Raw genomic sequence first — 24,393 nt, 5'->3', positions numbered from 1 at the left:
CCAGCGGCTCTTTTTTTTGATCGATTTTAAGATTTTATTGCGAAAGACAGCCCCTTCAAACCGTCAGCTTCCGTAACTTTAGTAAATTGTTCAAGTCTATAGTATCCGGCATTGGTGAGAGCACGCGACTGTAATATAATCAAGCATTCAAAATGGATTCTGCGAAAGCAACACTTTGTATAAGACTCGAATATTCCTCAGGAGTTGCGCCGTCTTCTACGCTCCAGCATGCTCCCATTGCAGTTTCCACATAAAGGCATTGCTTTACTATGTCGCTTGGAATATGAACATTTTTTTCCAATATGCGGATGATATCATTTATTTTCTCATATATTTCTGCAGTCAGTTCATCGCCAAATTCATTTAATATAAAACGCGGAACATCAAATACCGGATCGTCTATTACCCCTTTAGGGTCGATAATGACGTACTCGTCATCACGACCAAGTAAGATATTATCATGATGAAAGTCGCCATGAAGCAGCATCTTTTGCGAATACTTGGTAGAAACCGATAAACATATATCTTCCGCTTTTTTCATATGCAAATATAGTTCTTTACAGTCTTGCCTCTGACTCATGTATTCGGTTATCCTGCGGACCCACCCTGTGTAAGACGGATATAATTCTGGTTTAGCGGGCGTCATATGCAAGCCTTTATATAGGGAACAAAATACGGATAATCTCCGATCAAGCGAATGCTCATCCCTTAAAGGAGTCCCCGGCTGTACACACGCTTCAAGGATGACGCCGTTTTCAATATCAGCATCGAAAACGGTGCAAAATCGTCTGCCGCTATATTGAAGCAAGGTGTGATATTCCGTAAATAGGGCTCCGAAAGCAGGATTACCCATTTTCAGCACTGCGCTTCCGAACTTTTCCGAATGACAACGAAAAACCAGGTTGGCCGAATAGGAAGGAATCAATTGAATTACGGTCAACGCCCATTGATGTGCATAGGTTTCAAGATCCCTCAACACTTTTTCATAAAAATGATTGCCAAAACGGCTAACTATATTTTCGGTTTCTATTGGCTTGAAACGATAACGTTTGTTCATCCTCAGGATCTACCTCCCATATATCGAACAGATCGGGGACTACTTCGTATATCTTTGCATCTTTGTCAATTGCGGATCGAATCGTATAGGTTAATCAATTTATGTAAATAGTTGTTTGTCAATGATCATAACCATTACGCTCCTTGATTTCAACCACCTCGCCTTTTAGCAAATGAATTACGCTATGTTGCCCAACAAAACAAAGAACAGCTGCCGCGGCGGCAAACTGTTCCTTGTTTTCGCTTCCTTTAGTTGAGATCCGGGCTTACTTCTTGTTATAGCGGTCGTAGGCCGCCTGGTAAGTTTTCATGTAATCGGCCAGTCCCATCTTGTTCACCGTGCTGACGTACTTGTCCCAGTCGCTGAACGACGCTGTGCCGTTAATAAACTTTGCTTCCATCTCGGAAATGTACGTCGTAATGTCGGTACCGAGCGACGACATCACTTCCGTTTCCGCGTCGGTGAAGTTGAAGTTGTTCCAAATCTCTTTTACGACATACGGTTCCGCCTTCTTGCTCGCGGCGATCGCTTCCGGCAGCGCCTCGGAGCCGTTGAAATATTTTTGCTGTACGAAACCGGGGTAGCCTCCGCCGAGCCAAGTGAAGTTTTTGGCCAGCGCTTGGTCCTGCGTCAAGCCCTGCGGATTTTTCGTAATATCGCTTACGTATTCGAGAGAACCGTCCGGTTTTTCCTTGTACGTGACGTCCTTCTGGCCCATGAAGTAAAACTTCGCGCCTTCATCGCTGTAGAAGTAGTCCATCCAGCGAACGGCCGCTTCCGGATTTTTGTTTTTGTTCGTGATCGCAAATGCGCCGACATGAACCATTGGTACCTTCACATTGGCGTACAGCTGATCGCCGTGAGGCCCTTTCAAGGCGCCGAGTCCCACGAAGTTTTTCTGGTTCATGAGCGTCGATGGATTCGGGATGATCGTCGAGCCGAGCGTGCCCTGCTGCCCTTTGGCATACAGCGCCGTGTTCTTGATCGTAAAGATGTCTTTATCGATCAGCCCTTCGCTGTACAGTTTGTTCACATACTGCAGCAGTTCTTTGTATTTCGCGTCCGTCTTAATGAAGCGCAGCTTGTTCGTCGCCGGGTCGATGTCGACCATCTTATGGCCAAGCCCTCTCGTGCCGAGACCCCACGCGCCCTTCAACTGATCGAGCAGCGCATCCGTGCCGATGCCGCCGTACGGAATTTCATCCGGCTTGCCGTTGCCGTTCAAATCGGTATTTTTGACCGCCTTCAAATATTGATAGAACTCGTCGGTCGTCTTCGGTTCCGGCATGTTCAGCTTCGTCAGCCAGTCCTGATTGATCCAGAGCGGCGTACCGATGAGCAGCGACAGGAACGTCGGATCGTAGAACGAAGGCATGGAATAAATGTTGCCGTCGGGCATCGTCAGCCCTTTTTTCAGATCCGGGTATTTCTCCATCAGCTTCTTGAAATTCGGCGCATACTTGTCGATCAGATCGTTCAGCTTAATAAATACGCCCTGGCTGCCGTAACGGGTCAAATCGGCCGGTGTCAGCTTCGCGGTATAGAATACGTCCGGATAATCGCCGCCGGCCAGCACCAGATTGCGCTTTTCCGTCAGCGTATCGAATGGAATGAGGTCGAACTTGACGTTGATATTCGTCATCTTCGCGTACTCTTTCCACACGAGCGTTTCCTCGAAATTGCTGCCGTTCGTCGCCGACTTGCCCGTGAAGAACGTCATGTTGATCGGTTGGCTCACAATCGGCATGCCGGTCTTGTTCAGATTGGACGGTTCCGCCCCGTTGCTGCCATCCGCGCCTTTTTTGTCCGGACCGCCGCAGGCAGTCAGCGCTCCTGCAGCCAATACGACGGACATGGCCGCCGGTATCCAGGTAGTTCGTTTCATCGATTCATTCCCCCATGAATTGTATTCGATTCGAATCGTTTATCCTTTGACGGCGCCGATCATGACGCCTTTGACGAAATATTTTTGCAAGAAAGGATACAGCATCAGTACGGGCAGGTTGGCGATAATGACCGCGGCGTATTTGATCGCTTCCGCATCCATCATGCTGCGGGCGAGTGAGTCGTCGCTCACGTCTACCATTTCCTGCATTTGCCCCTGCACCAGGATTTCTCTTAAAATGAGCTGGAGCGGGTACATCCCCCGGTCGTTCAAGTAAAGCAGCGCATTAAAATAAGCGTTCCAGTGGCCGACGCTGTAAAACAGCACCATCACCGCGATCACCGGCATCGAGAGCGGCAGAACGACCCGCATTAGCAGTTGCATGTTAGTGCAGCCGTCGATCGCCGCCGCCTCTTGCATTTCCGGCGGGATGCCCGTCGTGAAGAAGGTGCGCATAATGATGACATTCCATACCGAGATAGCCGACGGAATGATCATGACCCAGAACGAGTTCAGCAGGCTCAGTTTTTTAATAAGCAAATACGTCGGAATCATGCCTCCGCTGAAAAACATCGTAAATACAATCAACGCGGTAAAGAAACCTCTGCCGGCAAAATCTTTCCGCGATAGCGGATACGCCGCCGCAATCGTCATGACCAGATTGACCGCGGTCCCGACAAGGGTGTAAGCAATCGTATTGCCGTAACTGCGCATAATCTCGGGATTGCTCAAGATGCGCTCGTATCCGACGAAGGTGAGGTCCTTCGGCCACAGCCACACTTCGCCGCGCAGCACGCTTTCGGGATTGCTGATCGAAGCGATCAGCACGAACAGCAGCGGGTAAAGAACGATGACGGACACCAGCGTGAGAAGCGCATAGTTGACGGCTTCTGTTATTTTGTCTGATCTTGTTTCAAGCATACGTGTTCGCCTCCTCCTTTACCATAAGCTCGTTTCGCTCAGCTTACGGGCGATCCGGTTGACGGTGATCAGCATGATGAAATTGACGACGGAATTGAACAAACCGACCGCCGCGGAGAAGCTGTATTGCGCTCCCAGAATACCGCTCCGGTACACGTTGGTCGAAATAACGTCCGACGTTTCCATATTGAGATTGTTCTGCATCAGGAACACCTTCTCAAAGCCGACGCCCAGGATCGAACCGACATTCAGGATCAGCAGGACGACAATCGTCGGCATCAGATGCGGCAGGTTAATATGCCAGATTCGCTTGAGCCGTCCTGCGCCATCCACACGGGCCGCTTCATGCAGCTGCGGATCGACGCCCGCCAGCGCGGCCAAATAGATGATGGAGCTCCAGCCCATCTGCTGCCAGACGCCCGACAGGACGAACACGGTCTTGAACCAGCTCGGCTCGGTCATGAAGGCGATCGGTTCTCCGCCGAATGCCTTCACGAGCAGGTTGACCATGCCGCCTTGCGGCGACAGGAACATCATGATCATGCCGACGACGACGACGGTCGATAGAAAGTGCGGCGCGTACGTAATCGTCTGGATGAAGCGCCGGAATTTGGACGACCGAACCTCGTGAATCATCAGCGCCAGCAAGATCGGTATCGGAAACCCGACGACGAGCTGGTATAAGCCGATGCCTAGCGTGTTGCGGATAAGCCGCCAAAAATAGAAGCTGTCAAAGAAACGCTCGAAATGTTTGAAACCGACCCATGGGCTTCCCCAGATCCCTTTGGTTGCAATGAAATCTTTGAATGCAATCTGCACGCCGTACATCGGCACATATTCGAAGACGATAAAGTAAGCAAGCACCGGTGCGAACAGCGCGTACAGCTCCCAGTTCCTGCGGATGCTTTTTAGCAGCCTGTGCCAGCCGCTTCTTCGTGCGGACGTTGCCTGCGAACGGGTGGTTTGCAAGGATGCTTGTTCCAACGGATGATTCACCTTCCCCCTGTACAAATGATCTTTTAGACTTGTTGACCTGAACCGATTTTGATCATAACGCAGGGGATGCGGGACGCGCCATGGACCATATTTTTGATACGCGGCGATTTTTTCGTTTCCTTCGCATTTGCAGCCGGAAACGGCGCAGCAAGCGGCAAATCTAAAAAATCGCTAAGGATCGAAAATACATTTCATTTGCTCGGGGAGCCCATTCGTGTAGTATATAGAAGTACTATCATTGCATGTCCGCAGCAATCATCCGCCTGCAGACTCATTTTGGAAGGAGCGCGATGAACGGTGTTCCGCGGATTGGCGATTCGCAACTCATTGTTTTTCAGAATTTTCATCGGATACGTCGTCGTCATCCTGCTGTTCGCTGTGTTTAATATCGGGGCGTTCACTTTCTTTAAATCGACGATTCAAAACGAAATTATCCAATATAACCAGCTGATGCTGAAAAATACGGCCGAGCGTTACAGCACGCATTTTAACCGGATCAAGAACCTGCTGTTCGACTATTCCGGCGAAGAGGACGTCATTGGCTTCAACCGGCAGCTGCTGACGAAAGATCCTCAAGATATCGACTATCTTCAGGCCAAAAAAATGATCGCGAACTTGCGCCGCGACATCTATAACCCGCTCTTCTATCTGGATGATATGATTATCCACTACAAGTCGGCTTCATTTACTGTCGGAAAAGACGGCAGCAGCGACGCGGAGGAACTATTCTCCCGCCTGTATACAAGCGACCTGTACGGCTATTCTTTCTGGAACGACCGTTTCCAGAAACCGGCTTATTTCCAGTTGCTTCCTTCCGACGTCTTCTATAAGGTGGCCGACCGGTCGGAGCGCAAAGAGCTGATCCCGTTTGCCTTCCGGCTGATGAGCAGCAATTATCAGATTATCGCCTTCATTGACGTTGCCAAAACGCAGGCCGCCTTCTTCGGTACGGGCGACAAGCGGCAGTTTATGATTATCAACAAGGAAGGTTCGGTCATTTACCGTTCGTCGGAAAGCTTGTCGGCCGCCGCCTTGCCTGCCTTCGATGCCGATTCCAACTTTACGCTGCAGGAAGAGCAGTATTTTTTCCGGGAGACGGATGACGACGGTCTCGTCTATGTGACGATCGTTCCTTACGCGAGCATTGCCTCGCAGGTCGGGAAGGTGAACTTGACGCTCCTGTTCATTTTCGTACTAACGCTCGGCATCGGCCTTGTCGCTTCGTTCTATTCAAGCAAACGGGTGCATTCGCCGATCAAGCAGTTGATCACGGCGATTACGGACCGCGATCCGCTCAAACAGCCCAGCCGCATCCGCGAAGTGGATTTCATTCAAAGCAAGCTGCACGACCTCATGATGGAGCGCGACGCGGTGCAGAGTGAGCTGACGCACAACAAGTCGGTGCTGACAAGCTACAGCTACATTAATAAGCTGAAAAGCATCAACAGCGATATTAGCGTGTGGCAGGACTTCATCCACGCGGAAGAAAGCTTCACGATCGTGCTGTACCGGCTCACCTTCCGCCGCGCGGCATTCGAGAAGCTGCAGCTGCTGGAGGACCGTGCCGCCACTTACATCCGCGAGCATATCGACCTGATGATGGAAGGCCGCTTCCCGGGGTCACACACGTTCCAGATGGAAAATAACGAGATCTTGTCCGTCATCGTCGGGAATGACGATACGGATGCGCTGCAAGAGCTGCTGCTTATGCTCAAGCAGCAGCTCGACAACGACCGCGAGTACTGCCTCGTCTCGATCGCCGTCAGTTCGTTTTACCATCAATCGTCGCAATTTAACGACGCGTACCGACAGGTGCAGGATCTGGCGCGGCAAGCGCGGCTAATCGAGGAGACGCAGCTGATCTGGCAGCCGCGGCCGCTCGCGACCACGTTCGCTCTCAGTCCGAGCCAAGACCAGGAACTGAATGCGTGCATCCAAGCGGCGGATTCAGCCGGTGCCTTGCAGCTCATCGAGCGCACCTTACTTGATATGCAGCAAAAAGAAGCGTCCGTGGGCCAATTCCAGTTTTTTGCGGACGCCATGTGCTCAAAGATATGGAAATTTATGGAAATATTCAAAATCGAACCCGAGCAGACACAAAAGCTTCAGCCGCTTGCCGAGCAGTTGAAACAATGCTGTACGGTAGTCGAATATACGGAACAGTTCGAACGTCTGATGACGGAAGCCGTCTCCCTCATCCAGGACAAGAAAGAAGAAGCCGATCCGATCGTCAGTTACGTGATGGAGGTGCTTCATACGAGGTATGTGGAAGATATTTCGCTCGACTACTTGGCCGACAAGCTCAACATGTCGAACGCATACCTATCGGTTTACATTAAAGAGAAGACCGGCGTCAACTTCATCGATCACCTGAACGACATCCGCATCTGCAAGGCGCGCGAGCTGCTGGTCGGCACCGACCTCAGCATACAGGTCATCAGCGTGCGCAGCGGCTACCGCAACATCACGTCGTTCAACCGGATGTTCAAGAAGTGGACCGGCATGACGCCGGGCGAATACCGGCGGAACCATGCGGCGGAGACACTGTAGGCCGCGGCAGCTGTCGATGGGCAACGAATGCGGCCACGCAGTGCAGCCATGGCGCAGCGGCTCGGCTCTATGGTCGAGGCGCTTGTGCCATGGCAGACGGCTGCGCAACGCTGCGCCGTAAACGCATATCCGGGTTCGCTCGCACCGGGAGGTCACAGCGACAGCAACGGGTCGAGTCCGACGCCCCTGCAGCGCCATAAACGCGCGCGATTTTTACCTGCTGATAGCGGAAGCTTACTTCCCCCATGCTCTGAAATCGTCGCCGCATTTGGTTTTCGTGATTTTCAAATAGTTATGTCTTATGACGGTTGAACCGGTCTCGGACGCACCGTTGCCGCGCACGTTGACACAGCTTTTATCAATCGGCGTTCTCCGCCCGTCCTGACTGACGTAAAAATATTGATCGGTTACCAGTCCGTATTCCATATCCGGCTTTGAGGTGTCGAACGTACCGTCAGCTCGAATCGGAATGACGTCGTATTTTCCTTCCTTTGCAAGCCCGGGAGCCCCCGCAACGTTATAGTTGACTTGAATGTCGCCCTCATAGCCTTCCGGAATTAAATAAATATCGTCCGTCGAAGAGGAGTCGGTAACCCCTAGATAGACGACGAGTGCAAGCACAAGGATCAATCCGCATGTGGCGACAGCTCCAACCGTATATTTTAGGCGCTTTGTTGCCACCTTTTTGCCCCCTCTCTTCCCCGCCGAATGGTGGAATAACGGAAATCTTTCTAGGTTTTTGAACACTGTATCCTTGTGATTTCTCTTCTAAATTAATAGCCCGCATCCGGGTATTCCCGAGTAATCTCCTTCAGCTCGTAATCCCACCAAGTGCGGCCCATCCCCTGATTTACATTGCTGATCGTATTGTTCCGCACAACGTATATATTCTTATCCCGATCCACGTAAGCGTCGAGATTATCGGCGATCAATGGCGCGCCTTCTAAGATCGTTTCTTCCGTCAAATCGCCGATTTTATCGTACGTTCCGTCGCTGTGCAGCCGGAAATAACCGGTAGTCGGTGGAGACGCGTTCTCCGGCCGGAACAGCTCGTAAGCTTGAACGATCAGCTCGTTGTCTTCATCATGAAGGACTCGCACGTACTGCGCGTTCAGGATTTGGCTCCAGCTGCGATGCGTTCCGTCCGCACCGACCCACAGCACCTCTCCGCGCTCCGAGCCTGTTCGTGCCGACAATCGTGTGGGCGAAGACGTCCACAACCATGCGCCATCGTTTGTTTTTCGCACACCGACGACGCTTCTTCTAAAATCCGTCAATTCTTCCGCGACTCCTTGATGCACGATGACAAGCCGCCTGGAGGCCGGCGTTTCTACGGGATTGCGCGGGCCGGTAGGAATACGGAAGGTGAACACCTTCGTGTCCGCTCCCAGTTCTATCACGCTTTCACCGTACAGAAACGCATCCTTTGGAGTGTTTTCGTCCCGATCGGCCAGCCGGTTGCCGGCTTCTTCTTTTTCGACCGAAATCAGCGGTTTCCCGTCGTACCAGAGCTGGTGATCCTGATACACCGTCTGCTTCGGTTTAATCTCCTGTTGAGGCGGCACGCTCTCCATAGCTGCCTGGCGGGAGGCCATGATTTGCTTGCTCTGCTGGGCCGTGAGCAGCTCCGGTAAGCCTTCAAGATTTTTAGGGATGCGGAACATGCGGTCCTTGACGTTGTGCACAAAAGTATACAAACTATCGTCATCGTCGTAGATGATCCCGGACATGTAGCGCCGCTGACTGGTCGCGATGCTCAATCCGTCTGCGTCGCTCCAGGTTAGCTTCCAACGGAACCGATTCACCGCATAATCCCAGGTCAGCGGGAAATAGGTAACGTCTTGAAACACAAGGAGCGGATACGTTTGCTCCGCATTGCTTACCGCTTCCCGATTTACTCTGACGGGAAAGTCCGCCACTTGGGCAGCGTAACGACCGCTACGGAATGAACCTCCCGTTTCGGGCTCCGGTTTGATGCTCAGCGGCATATCGAGATTGACTTCGAGTCCGTTCTCCTCGCTCCAGCTCGACTGCAGTCCCGTTGCTTGGCTGACCGACCAGGTCATCGGTATGTACGTAATATCGTTATATGTGAGCAGCGGGTATTTCAGATGCGCGTTGTCAAGTTCAATACCGTCAAGCTCCACCGGAAAAGCCGGTAACGTGACCGTCACATCCTTGGAAGCCGCATGCGCGGGTCCCTCCGCCAAAGTGAATGTAAGGCCGGAAGCCAATAAGACGACAAGCAGCACTGATTTAAGTTTCACGGTGCATTCCACTCCTTATCCTTGTAAACTCAGCTTCTGTCTCTCGTTATTTTTGACTGTCGAAGTCCGCAATAAGTTTCACTAAGAGCACAAATTTATTAAGGCAAACTTGTCACTTTTTGTGCGATTGCTCTCTGCCCATCGGCCTATTTGCCGAAGAGTGCCGGTTGTGCTTGATCTTTCTTCAACCGGATTATATAATGATGCGTATCCCTAATAATCTAAGGAGAGATTTGTTGATCTTAACAATGTCAATTTCATATGGCAAGCAAGTCCAGCGCATCGCCGACCATGGCAATGTTTATTTCTTGTTGGACCTTATTGCCGCGTGATTTGTTAAGAACAACGGAGATCTCGTCAAAGCCCTGGGTAATAATTTCTCCAGCAGCGTGATCCGTGCTAAGTTCAGCACGGTTTTTTTATGCCATTGCTGCGGAGGATGTGCTGCCTTACCGGCCTAGAATGGACCTACGTTCATTCTAGGCCGTTTTTCGTTTTCACAGATCACAGGGATAAAAAAACGGAAAAGAGGATGAAAAATGAAGTTTGAAACAAACCGTCTGTTTTTAGTTGCGATGGATCTTCAAATGATTGACGCTGCTGCCCGAAATGATATGCAGGTGTTTGAATCTCTCGGCTATAAGAGCAGCGATGAATGGCCTAGCGCGGATTTTCGCGAAGCGCTGCCGTATTATCGGGAGCTGCTCGTCAATAACAATGGAACAAGAGGATTTGATTCCTGGATCATCGTCGAAAAGAACACGAATGAAATCGTTGGAGGCGTCGGATTTATAGGCGATCCCGACCCGGAGGGCATGATTGAAATCGGATTTGGGATTAATGAGAGCCACAGGCGAAAGGGCTATTGTTACGAAGCTGCGAAAGCGCTGCTGGACAGGGCTGTGAACCATGATGAGGTTAACCGCATCACGGCCCGTTGCGAGCCGGATAACATCGGCTCAAGAACAGTCCTAGAGAAGCTGGGATTTATAACGGAATCTGCGGATGAGGAGGTGCTCCATTGGGAATATTGCGGAATTCGCAAATCTCCGGTCTGATCCCTTTCTATGTTCTTGAGCGTCATATAACAAAAGAAAATCCCGTACACCTAAAGGTGAACGGGATTTTTGCATACAAGCTCTCCGTGCTAAGCCGTCTCCACTTCGTCCGCTGCAGCGAGCGGCTGGACGCGGGTCACGCTTCGTTTCCCTTCGATGCTAATCGGCACATCGCCGTCCACCGTTACCCGGCGAACGATACGATGCTGATCGCCGTAATCGTTAATCGCGTAATGCTGCGACGCCCTGTTGTCCCAGATAACCACGTCGCCAGCCGCCCAGCGCCAGCGGACCGTATTTTCGAGTCGTGTCACATGTCCCTGCAGCACGGACAGCAGATGAGCCGAATCTATAGACGAGAGGCCGACGATTTTCTTGACGAAATGTCCGAGCACGAGCGTCCGCTCCCCTGTTTCCGGATGCACTCTTACCACCGGATGCTCCGTTTCGTATACGGTGGAAGTAAACACGTACCTTTCATCCATCCGCAAGCTTGAGAAATACAGCCCGGGAAATCGTTCATTCACAATCTCGTTAGGCATGCCTGATATTATACCGTTATTCATTTCTCTCCAAAGACTACTGCTTTCTACGGGGACATGAAGCGCTCTTGAAAGCTCATTCGCCGTATCTAACACACGCTGCAAGTCGCTGCTAACGATACGATGCACATTAAATATAGGTTGATGATCCTTAAGGTAACGGCCCAGCTTCTCTGATTGCCTGTATCCCTCAACGATAAATCCCCGTTGGCTCCAACCTCCACGAAATCCGTCTTCATCTTTACCATGCCTTACAAAGTAAATAGCCATTAGTTCCTCCTTGAACTGCCGTAACTAAATAAAATCAGTTCCACATATATTTAGGTATTCTTTTTTTGTATCTTGTCTGTCCGTGTGTGCGGCATAGGATTGTCTTTTGATGCCACGTTTTTTTGGCAACTTCTTGTTAACTTTTCAAATGTTCTACAGATGCAAAACCATCAATTTTGAAATTCCCATTTTCGTAAACGAGCTTCGTGATCGAGCATTCGGGAACCAGATCGCTTTGGACGGCTACAAAATGAGGGTGCCAAACATTTAGCTGATTCTCGGGAAACGTATGTACAAGAAAATCCGTAATTAACCCGCCATGAGTTACAAGGACTACGTTACTTTCGGGCGGATGTGTTTCTGCCAGTTCGAATAATAATGATGCGAGGCGTACACCTGCCTGCTTCGCGGAATCACCTACAGGCGGTATATAGCCGGGCTCGCGCGTACATCGCTCCCACATCGCGACGAATTCGTCAAATGTTTGTTCAGGTAAATCTCCCCAGTTCGCACGTTCCCGCAACCGGCTATCCTCGAAAATAGGCGATTTCGTTGTTAATGCGATATATTCGGCGGTTTCTTTGGCCCTTCGAAGCGGACTCGTAACAATCGTTGTTATCGGCCGGTTCCGAAACCAATGAGCGGTCCTCTGCGCTTGTAATTTCATTCTATAAACCTCCTGCTGTTTCGAAAAATAATTCATTAAACATCTAATTATATATTTATCGAATTAAATTTCAATGCTCCTTCCACTGCTTACGCTAGATGTGACTAACTATGGCTCTTCCCCGCCCTCTTCTTCACTGTCGCAATAAAACCACGGTACTAGTCAAAGTTAGTACTGTCGGAACAACCGGATCTTGATTAAGATGTTTTTAAGACCTAGTAATAAAGGCAGCCCATCACATTGGAGGTTGAGCCGACTCATGATCTCAATCGTGAAGAACATATCCAAAAAAATATTTTTCGTCGTTTTCTCTGCCATGCTCCCGCTCATCAAACGAATCATCAAATGGATGTTTCGTCTGAAAGTGACCGGAATCGAACATCTGCGTTTTACCGGAAAAACGATTATCGTCCCGAACCATGTATCGCTACTGGATCCGATTATCCTGGCATTATTTCTTCCTAAAAACGTCGCGTTTGCCGTTAACACCGGCATCTCCAGAAAGTTTTCGTGGATTATGATGTTTCGTAGCACCGTAGCGGTAGACCCGCTGAATCCTTATTCCGTGCGTAAGATGTTGCGCGGCATCAATGCGAACCAACCTTTATGCATCTTCCCGGAAGGCCGTATCAATGTGGCGTCGGGCGGCGCCATGATGAAAGTGTATGGCGGCATCGGTTATCTTGCACTCAGTACCGGTGCCGAGATATATCCGGTGGCCATTGACGGATTGGAATACTCCAAGCTCTCCTATCTCAAAGGAAAGCTGCGCCAAAGTTGGAGACCTCGCGTCACGATTTCCGTAGGCCAGCCTTTTACGGTAGTTGATGAATCGGCGGATCTGATGCGGGTAAAAAAAGAAAGAGCGACGGAATATATCCGCTCCCAAATGATCGATCATTTGGTACGGAGCCGCCTCAAGCCGAACGTCAACTTTTTCAACGAATTGATCGATATGGCTCAAGTTCACGGTCCGTCGTTCGTCGTATGCGAAGATGCCGTGCCTTTGGATTCGGGCAAGCCGGCGGCAGCGATTTCTTATAGCGGGCTGTTGAAAGGGGCATACGTGCTTGGAAGCCGGTTGAAGCAAGTGCTCGCTTCCGACAGACGGGTGGGCGTGCTGCTTCCGAATTCCGCCGCTCACATGGTCGTCCTGTTTGCCCTGTTTCGCATCGGGAAGACGCCGGCCATGATTAACTATTCCGCGGGCCGTCAAGCGATACTTGACGCATGCGAGACCGGAGAATTGAAGTATATCTTGACCTCGGAAGCGTTTGTAAAAAAAGCGGGGTTAAACGAACTGATTGCCGCTCTGTCGCAAACTTATCAAATCGTCTATATGGAAGAAGTCCGCAACACGCTCCAATGGACGAATAAAGCAAGCGGTTTTATTGACTATTTGATGAAGCGCAGAGTCTCTGAAGGGGACAATGAGATTGTGCTCTTTACGAGCGGCAGCGAGAGCAAACCGAAGGGCGTTTGCTTGACGCACGGCAACATTCATGCCAATATTCAGCAAGCAAGAGCCGTCATTCCGTTCAATTCGACGGACCGCATCCTTGGCGCATTGCCTCTGTTCCACAGCCTGGGTCTTTGTACGCAAATGTTTTTGCCGATTGTGACCGGCCTGAAAGTATACATGTATCCTAGCCCCCTTCATTATAAAGTGATTCCTGAGCTTGTTTACGACAAGAACATTACGATTTTGGTCGGGACTCCCACGTTTCTGGCCGCGTATGCGAGGACCGCACATCCGTTCGATTTCGCTCATTCGCTCAAATACGTCATTGCCGGCGCAGAGAAGCTGAAGGATGAAATCCGGCAAACATGGCAGGATAAGTTCCATATTACGGTGATGGAAGGGTACGGAACGACGGAAACGTCGCCGATTATTAGCCTCAACACGAAGACCGACTATCGAAAAGGTTCCGTCGGGCGCTTACTGCCTGCTACGGAGTATAGATTGCAGCCGGTGCCCGGCATCGACAATGGAGGCAATTTGATCGTCGCCGGGCCGCAGGTGATGAAAGGATATTTGATTCACGGAAAAGGTTTTGTCCCTTGCAACAGAGAACATGAGACGGGAGACCTTGCCGTCGTGGACCCTGCGGGAGCGACCTTGGAAACACCTTACCTGTATTTGAAAGACCGAATTAAACGCATCGCGAAGATCGGGGGCGAGATGGTGCCTCTGAACCTCATCGAAGAAATATGTACCGGTCTGCTGGAAGAGGCCGTATGCGCGGCGGTGAATATCCCCGATGCGCGCAAAGGCGAGCGGGTTATTCTATACCATACGCATCCCGATGCCAAATTCAGCGTGCTCAAGGAACGGTTCAAAGCAAGCGGCCACTCTCCGCTATTCATGCCTTCGCAGCTTCGTTACATCGACAAACTGCCGCTTCTGGGCAGCGGGAAGACGGATTACGTTACGCTGAAACAGCTTGCTTTACAAGACGAAGAAGGGACGAATGCCATATGAGTACGACGACGATAGCCATCGCGCAATCCAAAGGTAAACCGCTGCCCTGGTTGTATTTCACGCAGTTTTTAAGCGCCTTTGCGGATAACGCTTTGCTCTTCGGCATTCTTGCTTTGCTCAAGGCGCAGGCATATCCGGATTATTACATCGGCATTGTTCAAACGTGCTTTCTTCTTGCTTATGTCATTCTCGCTCCGTTCGTGGGCACGTTCGCGGATAAGCATTCCAAGCCGGCGGTGTTAATGGCCGGAAATTTGCTTAAAGCCGCCGGCGTGATCGGTTTACTGTGCGGGCTCCACCCGGCGGCAAGCTACGCCATGGCGGGCGTCGGCGCCGCCGTGTACAGCCCTGCCAAGTATTCGATCCTGAAGTTCCTGACCCGTGACGAGCAGGAGCTGCTGAAGGCGAACAGCCGTATCGAGGCTTATACGATTCTGGCCATATTGGCGGGCTCCGTAGGCGGCGGCGTCCTCTCCACGCTATCGGTCACCGGAGCTGTCGTTACCTGTCTTGTGCTTTATCTTTCGTCCTTTGCCATGACGTGGTTTATCCCCAAGACTCAGGGCAATCCGGACCTCAAGTACGGCAATGATGCGCTGCTGTTTTTCAAGGACACGGCCGCTTTATTCCGAAATGCAAAAACGCGGTTTACGCTCGTTGGCACCGGATCGTTCTGGATGGCTTCCTCCGTCGTTCGGCTTGCGGTCATCGCCTGGGTTCCGGTTCATCTCGGCATCGAGTCGATGGATATGATTTCGCTCATCGTGGCCCTCACGGCCGTGGGGATCGTGATCGGATCGTTCCTCACCCCGAAGATCGTTCCGGCCAAAAAATACTTTACGTCTTATCGCTTTGGCCTTCTTATGGTCGTGATCATGATCTTGCTGCCTTTGGTATACAGCTTGCCGCTCACCATCATCCTTCTCCTGATCATCGGGGCTTGCGGGGGGATTTACCTGATTCCGCTCAATTCGGCGCTGCAGGAAAATAAAATCGTCGGCCCCGGAAAAACGATCGCGATTCAGAATCTGGTGGAAAATGTATTGATGCTGGCGGGTGTGTCGGCCTATACCAAAATTTCTGAGGCCGGCGTGAACAATGACACTTCGATTGTTGTAACAGCCATCATATTGCTGCTGTTCGTCGGATACTTGATCTTGGAAAAGAAAAAGCTGTCTGTGAAATAAACGACGCAGCCCGCCTCCGGAATGTTGGGGGCGGGCTGCGATTTTATATAGGCGGTAGCACTATGCTCCGCAAGATTACATGGTTGTGCCGCTTGGGGAAAGGGAAGTCCGGTTCCTCCCGCTTCCCCTCCCATCTTTCCCGTTACTTTTCAAGCGCAACAACGCCTCCTGCCGTTCTGACTTTCACGATGCGGAGCTGAATGAAGATCATCAGCACGTTCACCGCCAACAGCACGACGATCAGCGAAGCGTAGCCTCCCGAAGCATCGTGGATGGCGCCGAGCAGCAGGGGACCCGCCGCGCCGATGACATAACCGATCGACTGCGTCATTGCCGACCAGGCGGCGGCCTGCCGGGCATCGGCCGCCGTTTCGATCGGCAAAAGTAAATTGACCGGGAACAGCACGCCCGGTCCGATGCCAATTAAGATGGCTGCCAGCCAAGGCGTCATCGACATCATGATCAACGTGAAGCCGATGAGCATGGAGAACGATCCGAGCAGCAGCCAAAACAGACGCGAAGGGATGCGTTTCAGAAGCAGCGGAAAAGCGAGACCGACCGGAATTTGAATGAACGAGAACAGCGTCAGCATATTCGCCGCATACGCCTTGCTGTAGCCCATATGCTCGATCACCGGGGGCAGCCATGCCGTAAGCGAATAGAACAGCATGCCGAGCATGCCGAAGGACAGCGTCAATAGCCACGCTCTACCGCTATGCCAAGGGAGTCCGGCGGCATGCGCGGTGCTCGTTTTTCCGTCCGGCTGCTTAACTCGCCGCAGTACATATAGCCACCAGACCGGCAGAGCGATCAGTGCCGGAAGAGCCCACACGGCAAGCGAATGCTGCCATGAGTGAATCCGGTTTTGAAGCGGTACGGATAGCCCTGATGCAATGGTCGCCCCAACGGCGAGCGCGACCGTATAGAGCGAGATCAAGGCAGGCACATTGGAGGCGAAGTGCTGCTTGATAAATCCGGACAACAGCGGGCCGATCGCCGCAATGCCGATCCCCGCAACCGCGGCGGTGAGGAGCAAGAAAATGGACGAGCCGGTCAACAGCCGGAGCGCATTGCCGGCAACGATGAACGCAAGCGACCAGCCGATCACGCGTTCAATGCCCTTGCGCTGGCCGAGCTTCACGGCAAAGGGCGGGATGATCCCCATGCATAGAACGGGGATCGACGTCAGCAGACTCGCGGTAAAAGCGTTCATGCCGAGCTCATCGCGGATCGCCTGCAGCACAGGCGCTACGGAGTTGATCCCAGGTCTTAAATTGAAAGACACAAGAATAAGGGCTAAAGCCATCATGCGCAAGGAAGGGCTCTTCATAATCATCTCTCCTCGTATAGCGGATATACGCAAATATTACTTGGAGAATAATCATTTATCAATTATATTAAAATTATAGTTATCATTTATAATACAAATGATTATTTTTCGATCTGCCTACGGGCATAAATCGATAAAACGGAGAGAACAGCAATGGAGCTTAGGCAATTGGAGTATTTTATTGCGGTGTGCGAGGAACTGCATTTTACGAAAGCTGCCGATAAAATCGGCATATCCCAGCCGAATTTAAGCCTGCAAGTGAAAGCGCTGGAGGAAGAAATCGGGATGCCTTTATTCGATCGGATCGGCAAACGGATCGCTCTGACGGAGGCAGGCTCCATCCTGCTCAAGCATGCGCGCTGCATGTTTCTCAATCTGCATAACGCGCTACAGGAGATCGGCGAGCTTCGCCATCATCAGGGAGGTACGCTTGGCGTCGGCGTACTGCCGTCGGAGCTGGATTTCCGCCTGACTCCCATGTTCATTGACTTCCGCCATCAGTTCCCGAACGTGCGGCTCAAAATCGTCTCCAGCGTGGATGTGGCGGAGCTGGTGCTCAGCACCGAAATTGATATCGGCATTGCGCTGCGGCCTTCATACGATACCCGGCTCGTCGTCCGTCCGTTAACAAGAGAAGTATACGGAGTAGTGGTGTCGGAAGAACATGAGCTGGTCGAGCGAAATTCCATAGCCTTGACCGAGCTTAAGGGGCTGCCTGCGATCATGTACCCCAGAGGATTCTGGGGCAGGGAGCTTGTGGAAACCAGCTGCTGGGAGCAAGGCTTTGCGCTGAATACGGTGGTGGAAACGACCTCCAATCCGTCCCTCTTTCAATTCGTAAAAGCCAATATGGGGGTTACCGTGCAGACCCGCTCCCTCGTCCAATCCATCGGCGATCCCAAACTGCGATATATTCCGATCCACGATCATCCGCCGGTAAGGGAGATGAGCATCATTTATCGGGCTGACAAATACCTTGGTCATGCGGCGCAAGCCTTTATACACGTTGCGGAACAACGTTTGAAGGATAGCTGACAAGGATACCTGATTCTCCAAGGACGCGACCGTTCATTATTGCTGAAGCGCGAGTACTCCCTTACGCCGCGCCAAAAGCCCGGGACAAAAGAGCTTTAGTCCCGGGCCTGCGTTTCCATCCTTATTTAATGCTTGCTTCGTCCAAATATTGAAGCCATTGCTTCTTGTACTCCGCCTGAATTTTTTCCAATCCGGCCGCTTTCGCTTTTTCCATGAAAAGCTTCAGACCGGCTTCCACATCGTCGACCAGCCCCATTTCCAGCGGCGCGAGATACTGCTTGGCCACTTGCTCGAGTGCGGCTCTTTCCGCTTGATAAGACGTAAAGTCTTCGGCGAAGCCCGAATAAATGTCCGGCTTGGCGATTTTGTCCAGCTGCGCGAAAATTTCTTTCACGCCGTCATAGCCTTTGTCGAACAGCATGTACTCGGGATTTCTCCACGACCAGCCGTTCATCGCTTCGCGCGGGAACCCGTTCGATTTGCTGTCCCCGATCATTTGGTAATATCCGTTGTCGACCTTGTAGTTGACGCCTTCGATTCCGTATTCGGTCAGCTGATTGTACTGCTTGTCGGTCACCAGCTTTTCGTAGAAGGCGAGGGCACGCTCCGGATTCGGGCTGCTCTTCGGAATGGCGAAGCCGTTGCCGATCGGAGTAACCGGAGTAGCGTATCCTTTGATGAATGGGAACGGCGAGTAGGCCAGCTTCCAGTCCGGGTGCGCCGCTTGCATCTTCGTGTTCATATCGTTGAACATCGACGGATTGTGCGAGAACAGCGCCGCAGACTTGCCGTTAATGACCAAGTTGTTCGCGAGTTCTTTTTCGTTCAGCACGTTTTTGGACCAGAATCCTTTGTCCGCCCATTTTTTCGCAACTTTCAATCCTTCCAGATGGCCCGAGGATCCCCAATACGCCGTCATCTCGCGAGGTTTGCTATAAGGAGCGGTCATCCCGTACGGGAACGATCCGGCCGGATCGACGGTCAGCTCCATATAGTTGCGCATATTAAAGCCCGATGCGAGCGGGAATAAATCCGGAACGTTTTTCTTGATCCCGTCCAAATAAGCTTCGAATGTGGCGATCGACTCCGGCTTAGGCAGATTGAATTTCTGACGCAAATCTTCCCTATAGATGAAGCCCCCGGTCGTATATTCTTTGTACGTCGAAGGCACCGTATAGATTTTGCCGTCGATCTTGGCCGCGCCCCACATATCCTTCGGCACAAAGTTGTTCAGCTTGGGCGCATACTTGGGCAGAAGGTCGTCCAGCGGCAGAAAAGCTCCCTTCTTCGCATATTGCTGATAGCCGAACCAATTGGCCGTATAAATGAGATCGATCGGTTGACCGGACGTCAGCAGCAGCTTGTACTTGGTCGTATTGTCGGTCCACGAAATATAATTGAATTTCACGGTAGCGTTCAAGTCTTTCAACGCAAGCTCGTTGATTTTCGACTGGATCACAGGCAAATCTTTGGGCGGATCCCCAAGCATGTAAAATTGCAACTCCACCCTCTTGGACATATCCGGACCCTGTCCCGATCCTGCCGTCTTCGCGTTTGGTTCCGTGCCCTTCGAACTGCCGGTACATCCGGCAAACGAAGCGACAACCAGCGCCGATACGATGAATTGCGCAAACATACGGACTGCTCTTCTTTTCATGTAAAGCCTCCCTCTGTTCTGATCAAAGTTTATCATACTATGTCAACCGGCGGGCTGCGGACAGCGCGCCGGGTCTACCCTTTCACTGCGCCAATGGTCAAGCCTTTGACGAAATACCGCTGCACGAATGGATAGAGCAGCAGGATCGGCCCCGTGACGATAAGCGACATGGCAAGCTTCGTCGACTCCATCGGAATATCCCCAGATAGCGTAACCCCGGAGCTTACCCCCAGATCGGCCAGGAACGACATCGTATTAATGATGTTGTACAAGTAATACTGAAGCTCGTATTTGCCGGGATCGTTAATAAACAGCGACGACAAAAACCAGCTGTTCCAATACCCAAGCGCCATGAACAGTCCGACCGTGGCAATACCCGGCATGGCGAGCGGTAGAACGATGCCGTAATAAATTTTAAAATCGTTCGCCCCGTCGATTTTGGCCGATTCGATGACCTCGTCGGGAATCGTCGATTTGATGAAACTTCTCATCAGGATGATCAGGAACGGCGAAGCCACACTTGGAAAAATGAGCGCCGCATACGTATTCGTTAAATGAAGGTACGAGGTCATCATGATGTACCAGGGAACGAGCCCTCCGCTGAACAGCGTAGTGAAATAAATATAAAACATGACCTTGTTGCGGTATTTGAAGTCGTTTCGCTGCAGGACGTAACCGGCCATCGTCGTCATGAACAGCCCGATCGACGTTCCAACCACCGTAACGAAGGTGGTAACCCCGTACGCTTTCAGGATCGGCCCGGGCGAAGCGAAAATCGTCTTGTACGCCGCCAGCGAAAATTGTTTCGGGATGAGCCGATACCCGTCCCGTACGATCGATTCGTTCAGCGTGAGCGACCCCGACAAAATAAGCAAAAACGGAAACAGGCAGATGATTGCGAAGATCGCAACGACCGAGTATGCGAACACGGTAAGCACGATGGACTTCTCCGAAGCTCTAACGTTCATAACCAACCCTCCTGCGCAAGTTAAAACAAGGCGTAATCTTCATTGATTTTTTTGATGATATAATTGACCGTTATGATCAGAACGAAGCCGAACAAGGATTGGTACAATCCCGCTGCGGTCGCCATTCCGATATCGAACGTTTCTTTAAGCGAACGGAACACGTACGTATCGATGATGTCGGTACTTCCAAACAGCAAGCCATTGTTCCCGATCAATTGGTAAAACAAGTCGAACTGCCCTTTCATGATGCTGCCGAGCGAGAAAAGCAGCAGAAGAACGAACGTCGGCTTCAGCATCGGGATCGTAATGTACCAAATCCTTTGTAAGTGAGTGGCTCCGTCGATTCGTGCCGCTTCGTAATATTCGTCGCTGATGCCCGTGATCGTTGCCAAATAAATAATCATGCTGTAGCCGATGTGCTTCCACAGATAAAACACGACGAGCAGGATAACCCATACCCAAGGCGTATTGTAAAAGTTGAACGGCTGCATGCCAAACGACTTCAGAAGTGTATTCACGAAGCCGGTTTCGTAATTGAACATGTTGTACGAGATGGCGCTCAGCAGCACGAACGATACGAAATATGGCAAAAACAAAATGGATTGCGTCATTTTTTTGAATAGCTTTCCTTGGATTTCGCTGAGCAATATCGCGAGGACGATCGCAAGCACGTTTTTCAATACGATAAACGCCAGATTGTAGCCGACCGTGTTCAGCGTAAGCTCCGCCAGTTTTCCGGATTTCCACAAAAAGGTAAAGTTTTCGAGGCCCACAAAAGGACTTCCGAACATCCCGCCGTGAAAATCAAAGCGCGTAAACGCAAAGTAAATGCCAACCATCGGAACATAAGAATTGATGAAAAAAAACAAAAGCGTCGGCAGCAGCATTAGAAACATCAGCTTGTTTTTGTTCAGTTCATTCCAAAATCCTTGTCTCGTCACGAAGCCTGTTCCTCCCCGGCTATCAAAGTAGGATGGCACGGGAACCGGAACCGAACCGGTTGTCCGGCCGCGCCTACCCCATCCGTTCACAATCGTACGGGATACAGGGCCCATAAAGAAACTCCACATTGCGTCACAAAGATGAAGTTTTCACCATTTCCGTGCTTTTCCGGGGAGTGAACAATTTGCACTTTCATGCCTTCTTTCTACTTTTTCGCTCTCCCTATGGCAACGCGGCGGCTTGTAAGCTATACTTTTTGGGAGTGGCTCCCGGCATCGGAACTTTGACGAAAGGATGAGTAGCGAGTGAAACCGAGCGAGAACAGGAACTTGTACAAAAACATCTTGATCAGCCTTGTGGTCAGTATCGTGCTTACTTTGCTTATCTCTTCCACGCTACTCATTATGAATTTTGAAAGCATCGCGATCCGGCAAGTATCCCGATCCGATCTGAACTCGCTGAAGCAGGCAAGCCAGGAAGCGGCCAAAATGACGGATACGGCCAAGACGCTTTCGTTTCAAATTTACGGGGACTTGACGATCTCCAAACTGATCTTTTTCCCGAAACCGGATATTTTCGATGTCACGCTGGCAATGCAGCAGCTCAACAACTACCGGCTGTCGATGCCGTTTATCGAATCGATTTATGTGTATAATGCAAGCTCCGGGATGTACTACATCAGTTCGGACTCGTTCCGCAACGGAAGTCAGACGGAGAAGGAATTGGACGATCGAGGAATTGTAAATATTTTCCAAAACATAAAAGAATACCGTCCGTATTATCCAATACCGAGAACGTATACGATCGGCAGCAGCAAACAGGTCAGCAGCTATTCGTACTTGTCGTACGACATGCTCGAGAAGAAACCGAGCGCGGCCGTCGTCGTCAATATTGCCGAGTCGTGGGTCAACAATGATTACGGCCTCTTAAGCCGAAGCGGCTCCGGCGCCAAAACGTTCATCATCAACGAACAAGGAATGCTGCATTCGCGCAGCGGCAGCGATCCGATGCTGACCGATTACTCGGGCAAAGGCTATATTCGCAACATTCTCGACCACCGTGCCGCCTCGGATTATTTCGTGGATACGGTTGACGGCGTCAAATCGCTCGTCTCCTACACGGCCCCGGATTCGCTTGGCTGGAGATATGTGCGGACGACGCCATATTCGGAAATTACCCGCGAGATTACGAGCATGAGAACGAAGACGATTTATTTCAGCGTATCGGTGCTGCTGCTCGGCCTGCTGCTGTCCGTCGTCGCTACCCGCAGACTGTACGGTCCGATCGACAAAGTGCTCAAACAATTGAAAACGCTTGAAACCGAGCGAAGAGACCATCAGCATATCGTCAAGCAGCATTTCTTGTCCAATATCGTACTACGCAGGGAAGTATACAGCCCGCAGGCGCTGCAGGACAAATTGGCGCAATTCGGCTCGTCGATCCGGGTCGACCACCATGCCCGGCTCGTATTGCTTAAGTTGGACCGGTACAAGGAATGCGTCGACCAATACCAAGACCATATCAAGCTGGTCAAATACGCGATCATCAACATCGGCACGGAAATAAGCGCCTTCGCGTCGTTTTACGCGGAGGGCGTCGATATAGGCGACGAGCGTGTGCTTCTATTGCTCACCGGCGACGATCCGCAGCGCATTTCGGATAGGGAAGCGTTGGCAAGCATGCTCCATTCGATGCAGGAAGCGGTGCGGGATCATCTCAAAGTATCGGTCTCCTTTACCGTAAGTCCGGTCAGACCATCCGTCGATCAAACGATCCTGCTGTACAATGAGGTGAAGGAGGCTTCGCTGCACCGCTTGTTTTACGGTTACGGCTGCCTCTTGTGGTCGGAGGACATCATGAACTTGAAGCAGAAAGACTATGCTTTTCCGGTTCACCGGGAGAAGCAGCTGGTCGATTGCCTCATGACGGGGAAGAGCGACGAGGCCAAAACCATCTATTCCGATATGGTGCGCGCTACGGCGGAATATCCATACAGCGTCGTTCAGCTGACGATTTCGCATCTAACGTTCACCGTGATCAACGTCCTGAATACGATCCGGAAAAACAATGCCATCGTCATCGAAGCCGACTTCGACTCGGCGCTAGCCTCACTGAACCAAGTGGAAGTGATCGAAGAAATTACGACGCAATTTTTCGGGATATTCGATCGGCTGAGCAAACAGCTTGAGGAAAGAAGAAGCTCGAAGCAGGACGAATTGGTAAAACGCATCAATGAAATTATCGAACGGGAGTACGCGAACCCGAACCTTTGCCTGAACTCGATTGCCGACGAACTCGACATGTCGCCGATTTATATTAGCCGCCTATACAAGCAGATGACTTTCTTCGCGCTGACGGACGTCATTCAAGAGGTGCGTATGAATAAATCCAAGCAGCTACTATTGGAATCCGATTACTCCGTGGCGGACATCGCCAAGCAAACCGGATTTACGAACAGCTCGTACTTTTACCGGATGTTCAAAAAAAGCAACGGCGTCACCCCTAACGATTTCCGCAAACAGGCACCGCGTACCGAAACGATTTAGGCTTTTTGGAAAAGAGGACAGCCGGTAGCGGCT

At 51.2% G+C, this 24,393-nt stretch carries 18 protein-coding genes; 6 read left to right on the top strand and 12 right to left on the bottom strand.

The window, feature by feature from the left end:
- Window positions 1-139: 139 nt before the first annotated feature.
- The 4 genes from ACFQI7_RS33155 to ACFQI7_RS33140 form a co-directional block, all read right to left on the bottom strand.
- Entirely contained in the window at window positions 140-1,057 is a 918-nt protein-coding gene (locus ACFQI7_RS33155; protein ID WP_218102145.1) for an aminoglycoside phosphotransferase family protein, read from the bottom strand.
- Between the two features lie 265 nt (window positions 1,058-1,322).
- Entirely contained in the window at window positions 1,323-2,942 is a 1,620-nt protein-coding gene (locus ACFQI7_RS33150; protein ID WP_218102146.1) for an extracellular solute-binding protein, read from the bottom strand.
- Window positions 2,943-2,981: 39 nt separating this feature from the next.
- Window positions 2,982-3,863, bottom strand: coding sequence for a carbohydrate ABC transporter permease (locus tag ACFQI7_RS33145; protein ID WP_218102147.1), 882 nt, complete (start codon window positions 3,861-3,863; stop codon window positions 2,982-2,984).
- Window positions 3,864-3,881: 18 nt separating this feature from the next.
- Window positions 3,882-4,778, bottom strand: coding sequence for an ABC transporter permease (locus ACFQI7_RS33140; RefSeq protein WP_230415535.1), 897 nt, complete (start codon window positions 4,776-4,778; stop codon window positions 3,882-3,884).
- A 378-nt stretch (window positions 4,779-5,156) separates the two neighbouring features.
- Here ACFQI7_RS33140 and ACFQI7_RS33135 point away from each other — a divergent pair, with 378 nt between their 5' ends.
- A complete protein-coding gene (locus tag ACFQI7_RS33135; protein WP_218102148.1) occupies window positions 5,157-7,409 on the top strand; it encodes a helix-turn-helix domain-containing protein in 2,253 nt (750 codons plus the stop codon).
- A gap of 234 nt (window positions 7,410-7,643) precedes the next feature.
- Here the strand turns inward: ACFQI7_RS33135 and ACFQI7_RS33130 are convergent, their stop codons facing one another.
- Together ACFQI7_RS33130 and ACFQI7_RS33125 are read right to left on the bottom strand one after the other, a co-directional pair.
- A complete protein-coding gene (locus ACFQI7_RS33130) occupies window positions 7,644-8,090 on the bottom strand; it encodes a DUF6843 domain-containing protein (protein ID WP_218102149.1) in 447 nt (148 codons plus the stop codon).
- Window positions 8,091-8,182: 92 nt separating this feature from the next.
- On the bottom strand, window positions 8,183-9,676 hold the full coding sequence (locus ACFQI7_RS33125; RefSeq protein ID WP_218102150.1) for a hypothetical protein: 1,494 nt from the start codon (window positions 9,674-9,676) through the stop codon (window positions 8,183-8,185).
- A 539-nt stretch (window positions 9,677-10,215) separates the two neighbouring features.
- Here ACFQI7_RS33125 and ACFQI7_RS33120 point away from each other — a divergent pair.
- Complete coding sequence (locus ACFQI7_RS33120) at window positions 10,216-10,734, top strand: GNAT family N-acetyltransferase (protein ID WP_218102151.1); 519 nt, start codon at window positions 10,216-10,218, stop codon at window positions 10,732-10,734.
- Window positions 10,735-10,823: 89 nt separating this feature from the next.
- Here the strand turns inward: ACFQI7_RS33120 and ACFQI7_RS33115 are convergent, their stop codons facing one another.
- Complete coding sequence (locus tag ACFQI7_RS33115; protein WP_218102152.1) at window positions 10,824-11,546, bottom strand: TauD/TfdA family dioxygenase; 723 nt, start codon at window positions 11,544-11,546, stop codon at window positions 10,824-10,826.
- Between the two features lie 136 nt (window positions 11,547-11,682).
- Complete coding sequence (locus ACFQI7_RS33110; protein ID WP_230415518.1) at window positions 11,683-12,213, bottom strand: histidine phosphatase family protein; 531 nt, start codon at window positions 12,211-12,213, stop codon at window positions 11,683-11,685.
- A 259-nt stretch (window positions 12,214-12,472) separates the two neighbouring features.
- Between ACFQI7_RS33110 and ACFQI7_RS33105 the strand changes: the two genes are divergently transcribed.
- Both ACFQI7_RS33105 and lplT read left to right on the top strand, forming a co-directional pair.
- Window positions 12,473-14,695 carry an AMP-binding protein gene (locus ACFQI7_RS33105; protein ID WP_230415520.1) on the top strand — a complete coding sequence of 741 codons (2,223 nt, stop codon included), beginning with the start codon at window positions 12,473-12,475 and terminating at the stop codon, window positions 14,693-14,695.
- The gene (gene lplT / locus ACFQI7_RS33100) at window positions 14,692-15,882 is read left to right on the top strand and encodes a lysophospholipid transporter LplT (RefSeq protein WP_218102154.1); all 1,191 of its coding nucleotides are present in this window, start codon (window positions 14,692-14,694) and stop codon (window positions 15,880-15,882) included. Before ACFQI7_RS33105 ends, lplT begins: the two co-directional genes overlap by 4 nt.
- Before the next feature lie 142 nt (window positions 15,883-16,024).
- On the opposite strand, the gene ACFQI7_RS33095 is transcribed toward lplT, so the two are convergent.
- Entirely contained in the window at window positions 16,025-17,212 is a 1,188-nt protein-coding gene (locus tag ACFQI7_RS33095) for an MFS transporter (protein ID WP_218102155.1), read from the bottom strand.
- A gap of 153 nt (window positions 17,213-17,365) precedes the next feature.
- Here ACFQI7_RS33095 and ACFQI7_RS33090 point away from each other — a divergent pair, with 153 nt between their 5' ends.
- The gene (locus tag ACFQI7_RS33090) at window positions 17,366-18,247 is read left to right on the top strand and encodes a LysR family transcriptional regulator (protein ID WP_218102156.1); all 882 of its coding nucleotides are present in this window, start codon (window positions 17,366-17,368) and stop codon (window positions 18,245-18,247) included.
- Window positions 18,248-18,368: 121 nt separating this feature from the next.
- Here the strand turns inward: ACFQI7_RS33090 and ACFQI7_RS33085 are convergent, their stop codons facing one another.
- The 3 genes from ACFQI7_RS33085 to ACFQI7_RS33075 all read right to left on the bottom strand — a co-directional run bounded on the left by ACFQI7_RS33085 (window position 18,369) and on the right by ACFQI7_RS33075 (window position 21,768).
- A complete protein-coding gene (locus ACFQI7_RS33085) occupies window positions 18,369-19,904 on the bottom strand; it encodes an extracellular solute-binding protein (protein ID WP_230415522.1) in 1,536 nt (511 codons plus the stop codon).
- 74 nt (window positions 19,905-19,978) lie between these two features.
- A complete protein-coding gene (locus tag ACFQI7_RS33080) occupies window positions 19,979-20,872 on the bottom strand; it encodes a carbohydrate ABC transporter permease (RefSeq protein WP_218102157.1) in 894 nt (297 codons plus the stop codon).
- 20 nt (window positions 20,873-20,892) lie between these two features.
- The gene (locus ACFQI7_RS33075; RefSeq protein ID WP_230415539.1) at window positions 20,893-21,768 is read right to left on the bottom strand and encodes an ABC transporter permease; all 876 of its coding nucleotides are present in this window, start codon (window positions 21,766-21,768) and stop codon (window positions 20,893-20,895) included.
- A 351-nt stretch (window positions 21,769-22,119) separates the two neighbouring features.
- On the opposite strand from ACFQI7_RS33075, the gene ACFQI7_RS33070 reads away from it, so the two are divergent.
- The gene (locus tag ACFQI7_RS33070) at window positions 22,120-24,360 is read left to right on the top strand and encodes an AraC family transcriptional regulator (protein ID WP_218102159.1); all 2,241 of its coding nucleotides are present in this window, start codon (window positions 22,120-22,122) and stop codon (window positions 24,358-24,360) included.
- Window positions 24,361-24,393: the final 33 nt, after the last annotated feature.

This window comes from Paenibacillus allorhizosphaerae, assembly GCF_042659105.1.
GTDB lineage: Bacteria > Bacillota > Bacilli > Paenibacillales > NBRC-103111 > Paenibacillus_G > Paenibacillus_G allorhizosphaerae.
The sequence above is the reverse complement of the archived record's forward strand: the minus strand, read 5'-3'. Positions and strand labels throughout refer to the sequence as shown.

What these genes read in the sequence shown, in the direction of transcription:
- ACFQI7_RS33120 (WP_218102151.1), top strand. Translation starts at nt 10,216, where the DNA reads ATGAAGTTTGAAACAAACCGTCTGTTTTTAGTTGCGATGGATCTTCAA.
- ACFQI7_RS33105 (WP_230415520.1), top strand. Translation starts at nt 12,473, where the DNA reads ATGATCTCAATCGTGAAGAACATATCCAAAAAAATATTTTTCGTCGTT.
- ACFQI7_RS33150 (WP_218102146.1), bottom strand. Translation starts at nt 2,942, where the DNA reads ATGAAACGAACTACCTGGATACCGGCGGCCATGTCCGTCGTATTGGCT.
- ACFQI7_RS33155 (WP_218102145.1), bottom strand. Translation starts at nt 1,057, where the DNA reads ATGAACAAACGTTATCGTTTCAAGCCAATAGAAACCGAAAATATAGTT.
- ACFQI7_RS33110 (WP_230415518.1), bottom strand. Translation starts at nt 12,213, where the DNA reads ATGAAATTACAAGCGCAGAGGACCGCTCATTGGTTTCGGAACCGGCCG.
- ACFQI7_RS33080 (WP_218102157.1), bottom strand. Translation starts at nt 20,872, where the DNA reads ATGAACGTTAGAGCTTCGGAGAAGTCCATCGTGCTTACCGTGTTCGCA.
- ACFQI7_RS33090 (WP_218102156.1), top strand. Translation starts at nt 17,366, where the DNA reads ATGGAGCTTAGGCAATTGGAGTATTTTATTGCGGTGTGCGAGGAACTG.
- ACFQI7_RS33085 (WP_230415522.1), bottom strand. Translation starts at nt 19,904, where the DNA reads ATGAAAAGAAGAGCAGTCCGTATGTTTGCGCAATTCATCGTATCGGCG.
- ACFQI7_RS33115 (WP_218102152.1), bottom strand. Translation starts at nt 11,546, where the DNA reads ATGGCTATTTACTTTGTAAGGCATGGTAAAGATGAAGACGGATTTCGT.
- ACFQI7_RS33095 (WP_218102155.1), bottom strand. Translation starts at nt 17,212, where the DNA reads ATGAAGAGCCCTTCCTTGCGCATGATGGCTTTAGCCCTTATTCTTGTG.
- ACFQI7_RS33145 (WP_218102147.1), bottom strand. Translation starts at nt 3,863, where the DNA reads ATGCTTGAAACAAGATCAGACAAAATAACAGAAGCCGTCAACTATGCG.
- lplT (WP_218102154.1), top strand. Translation starts at nt 14,692, where the DNA reads ATGAGTACGACGACGATAGCCATCGCGCAATCCAAAGGTAAACCGCTG.
- ACFQI7_RS33075 (WP_230415539.1), bottom strand. Translation starts at nt 21,768, where the DNA reads ATGTTTCTAATGCTGCTGCCGACGCTTTTGTTTTTTTTCATCAATTCT.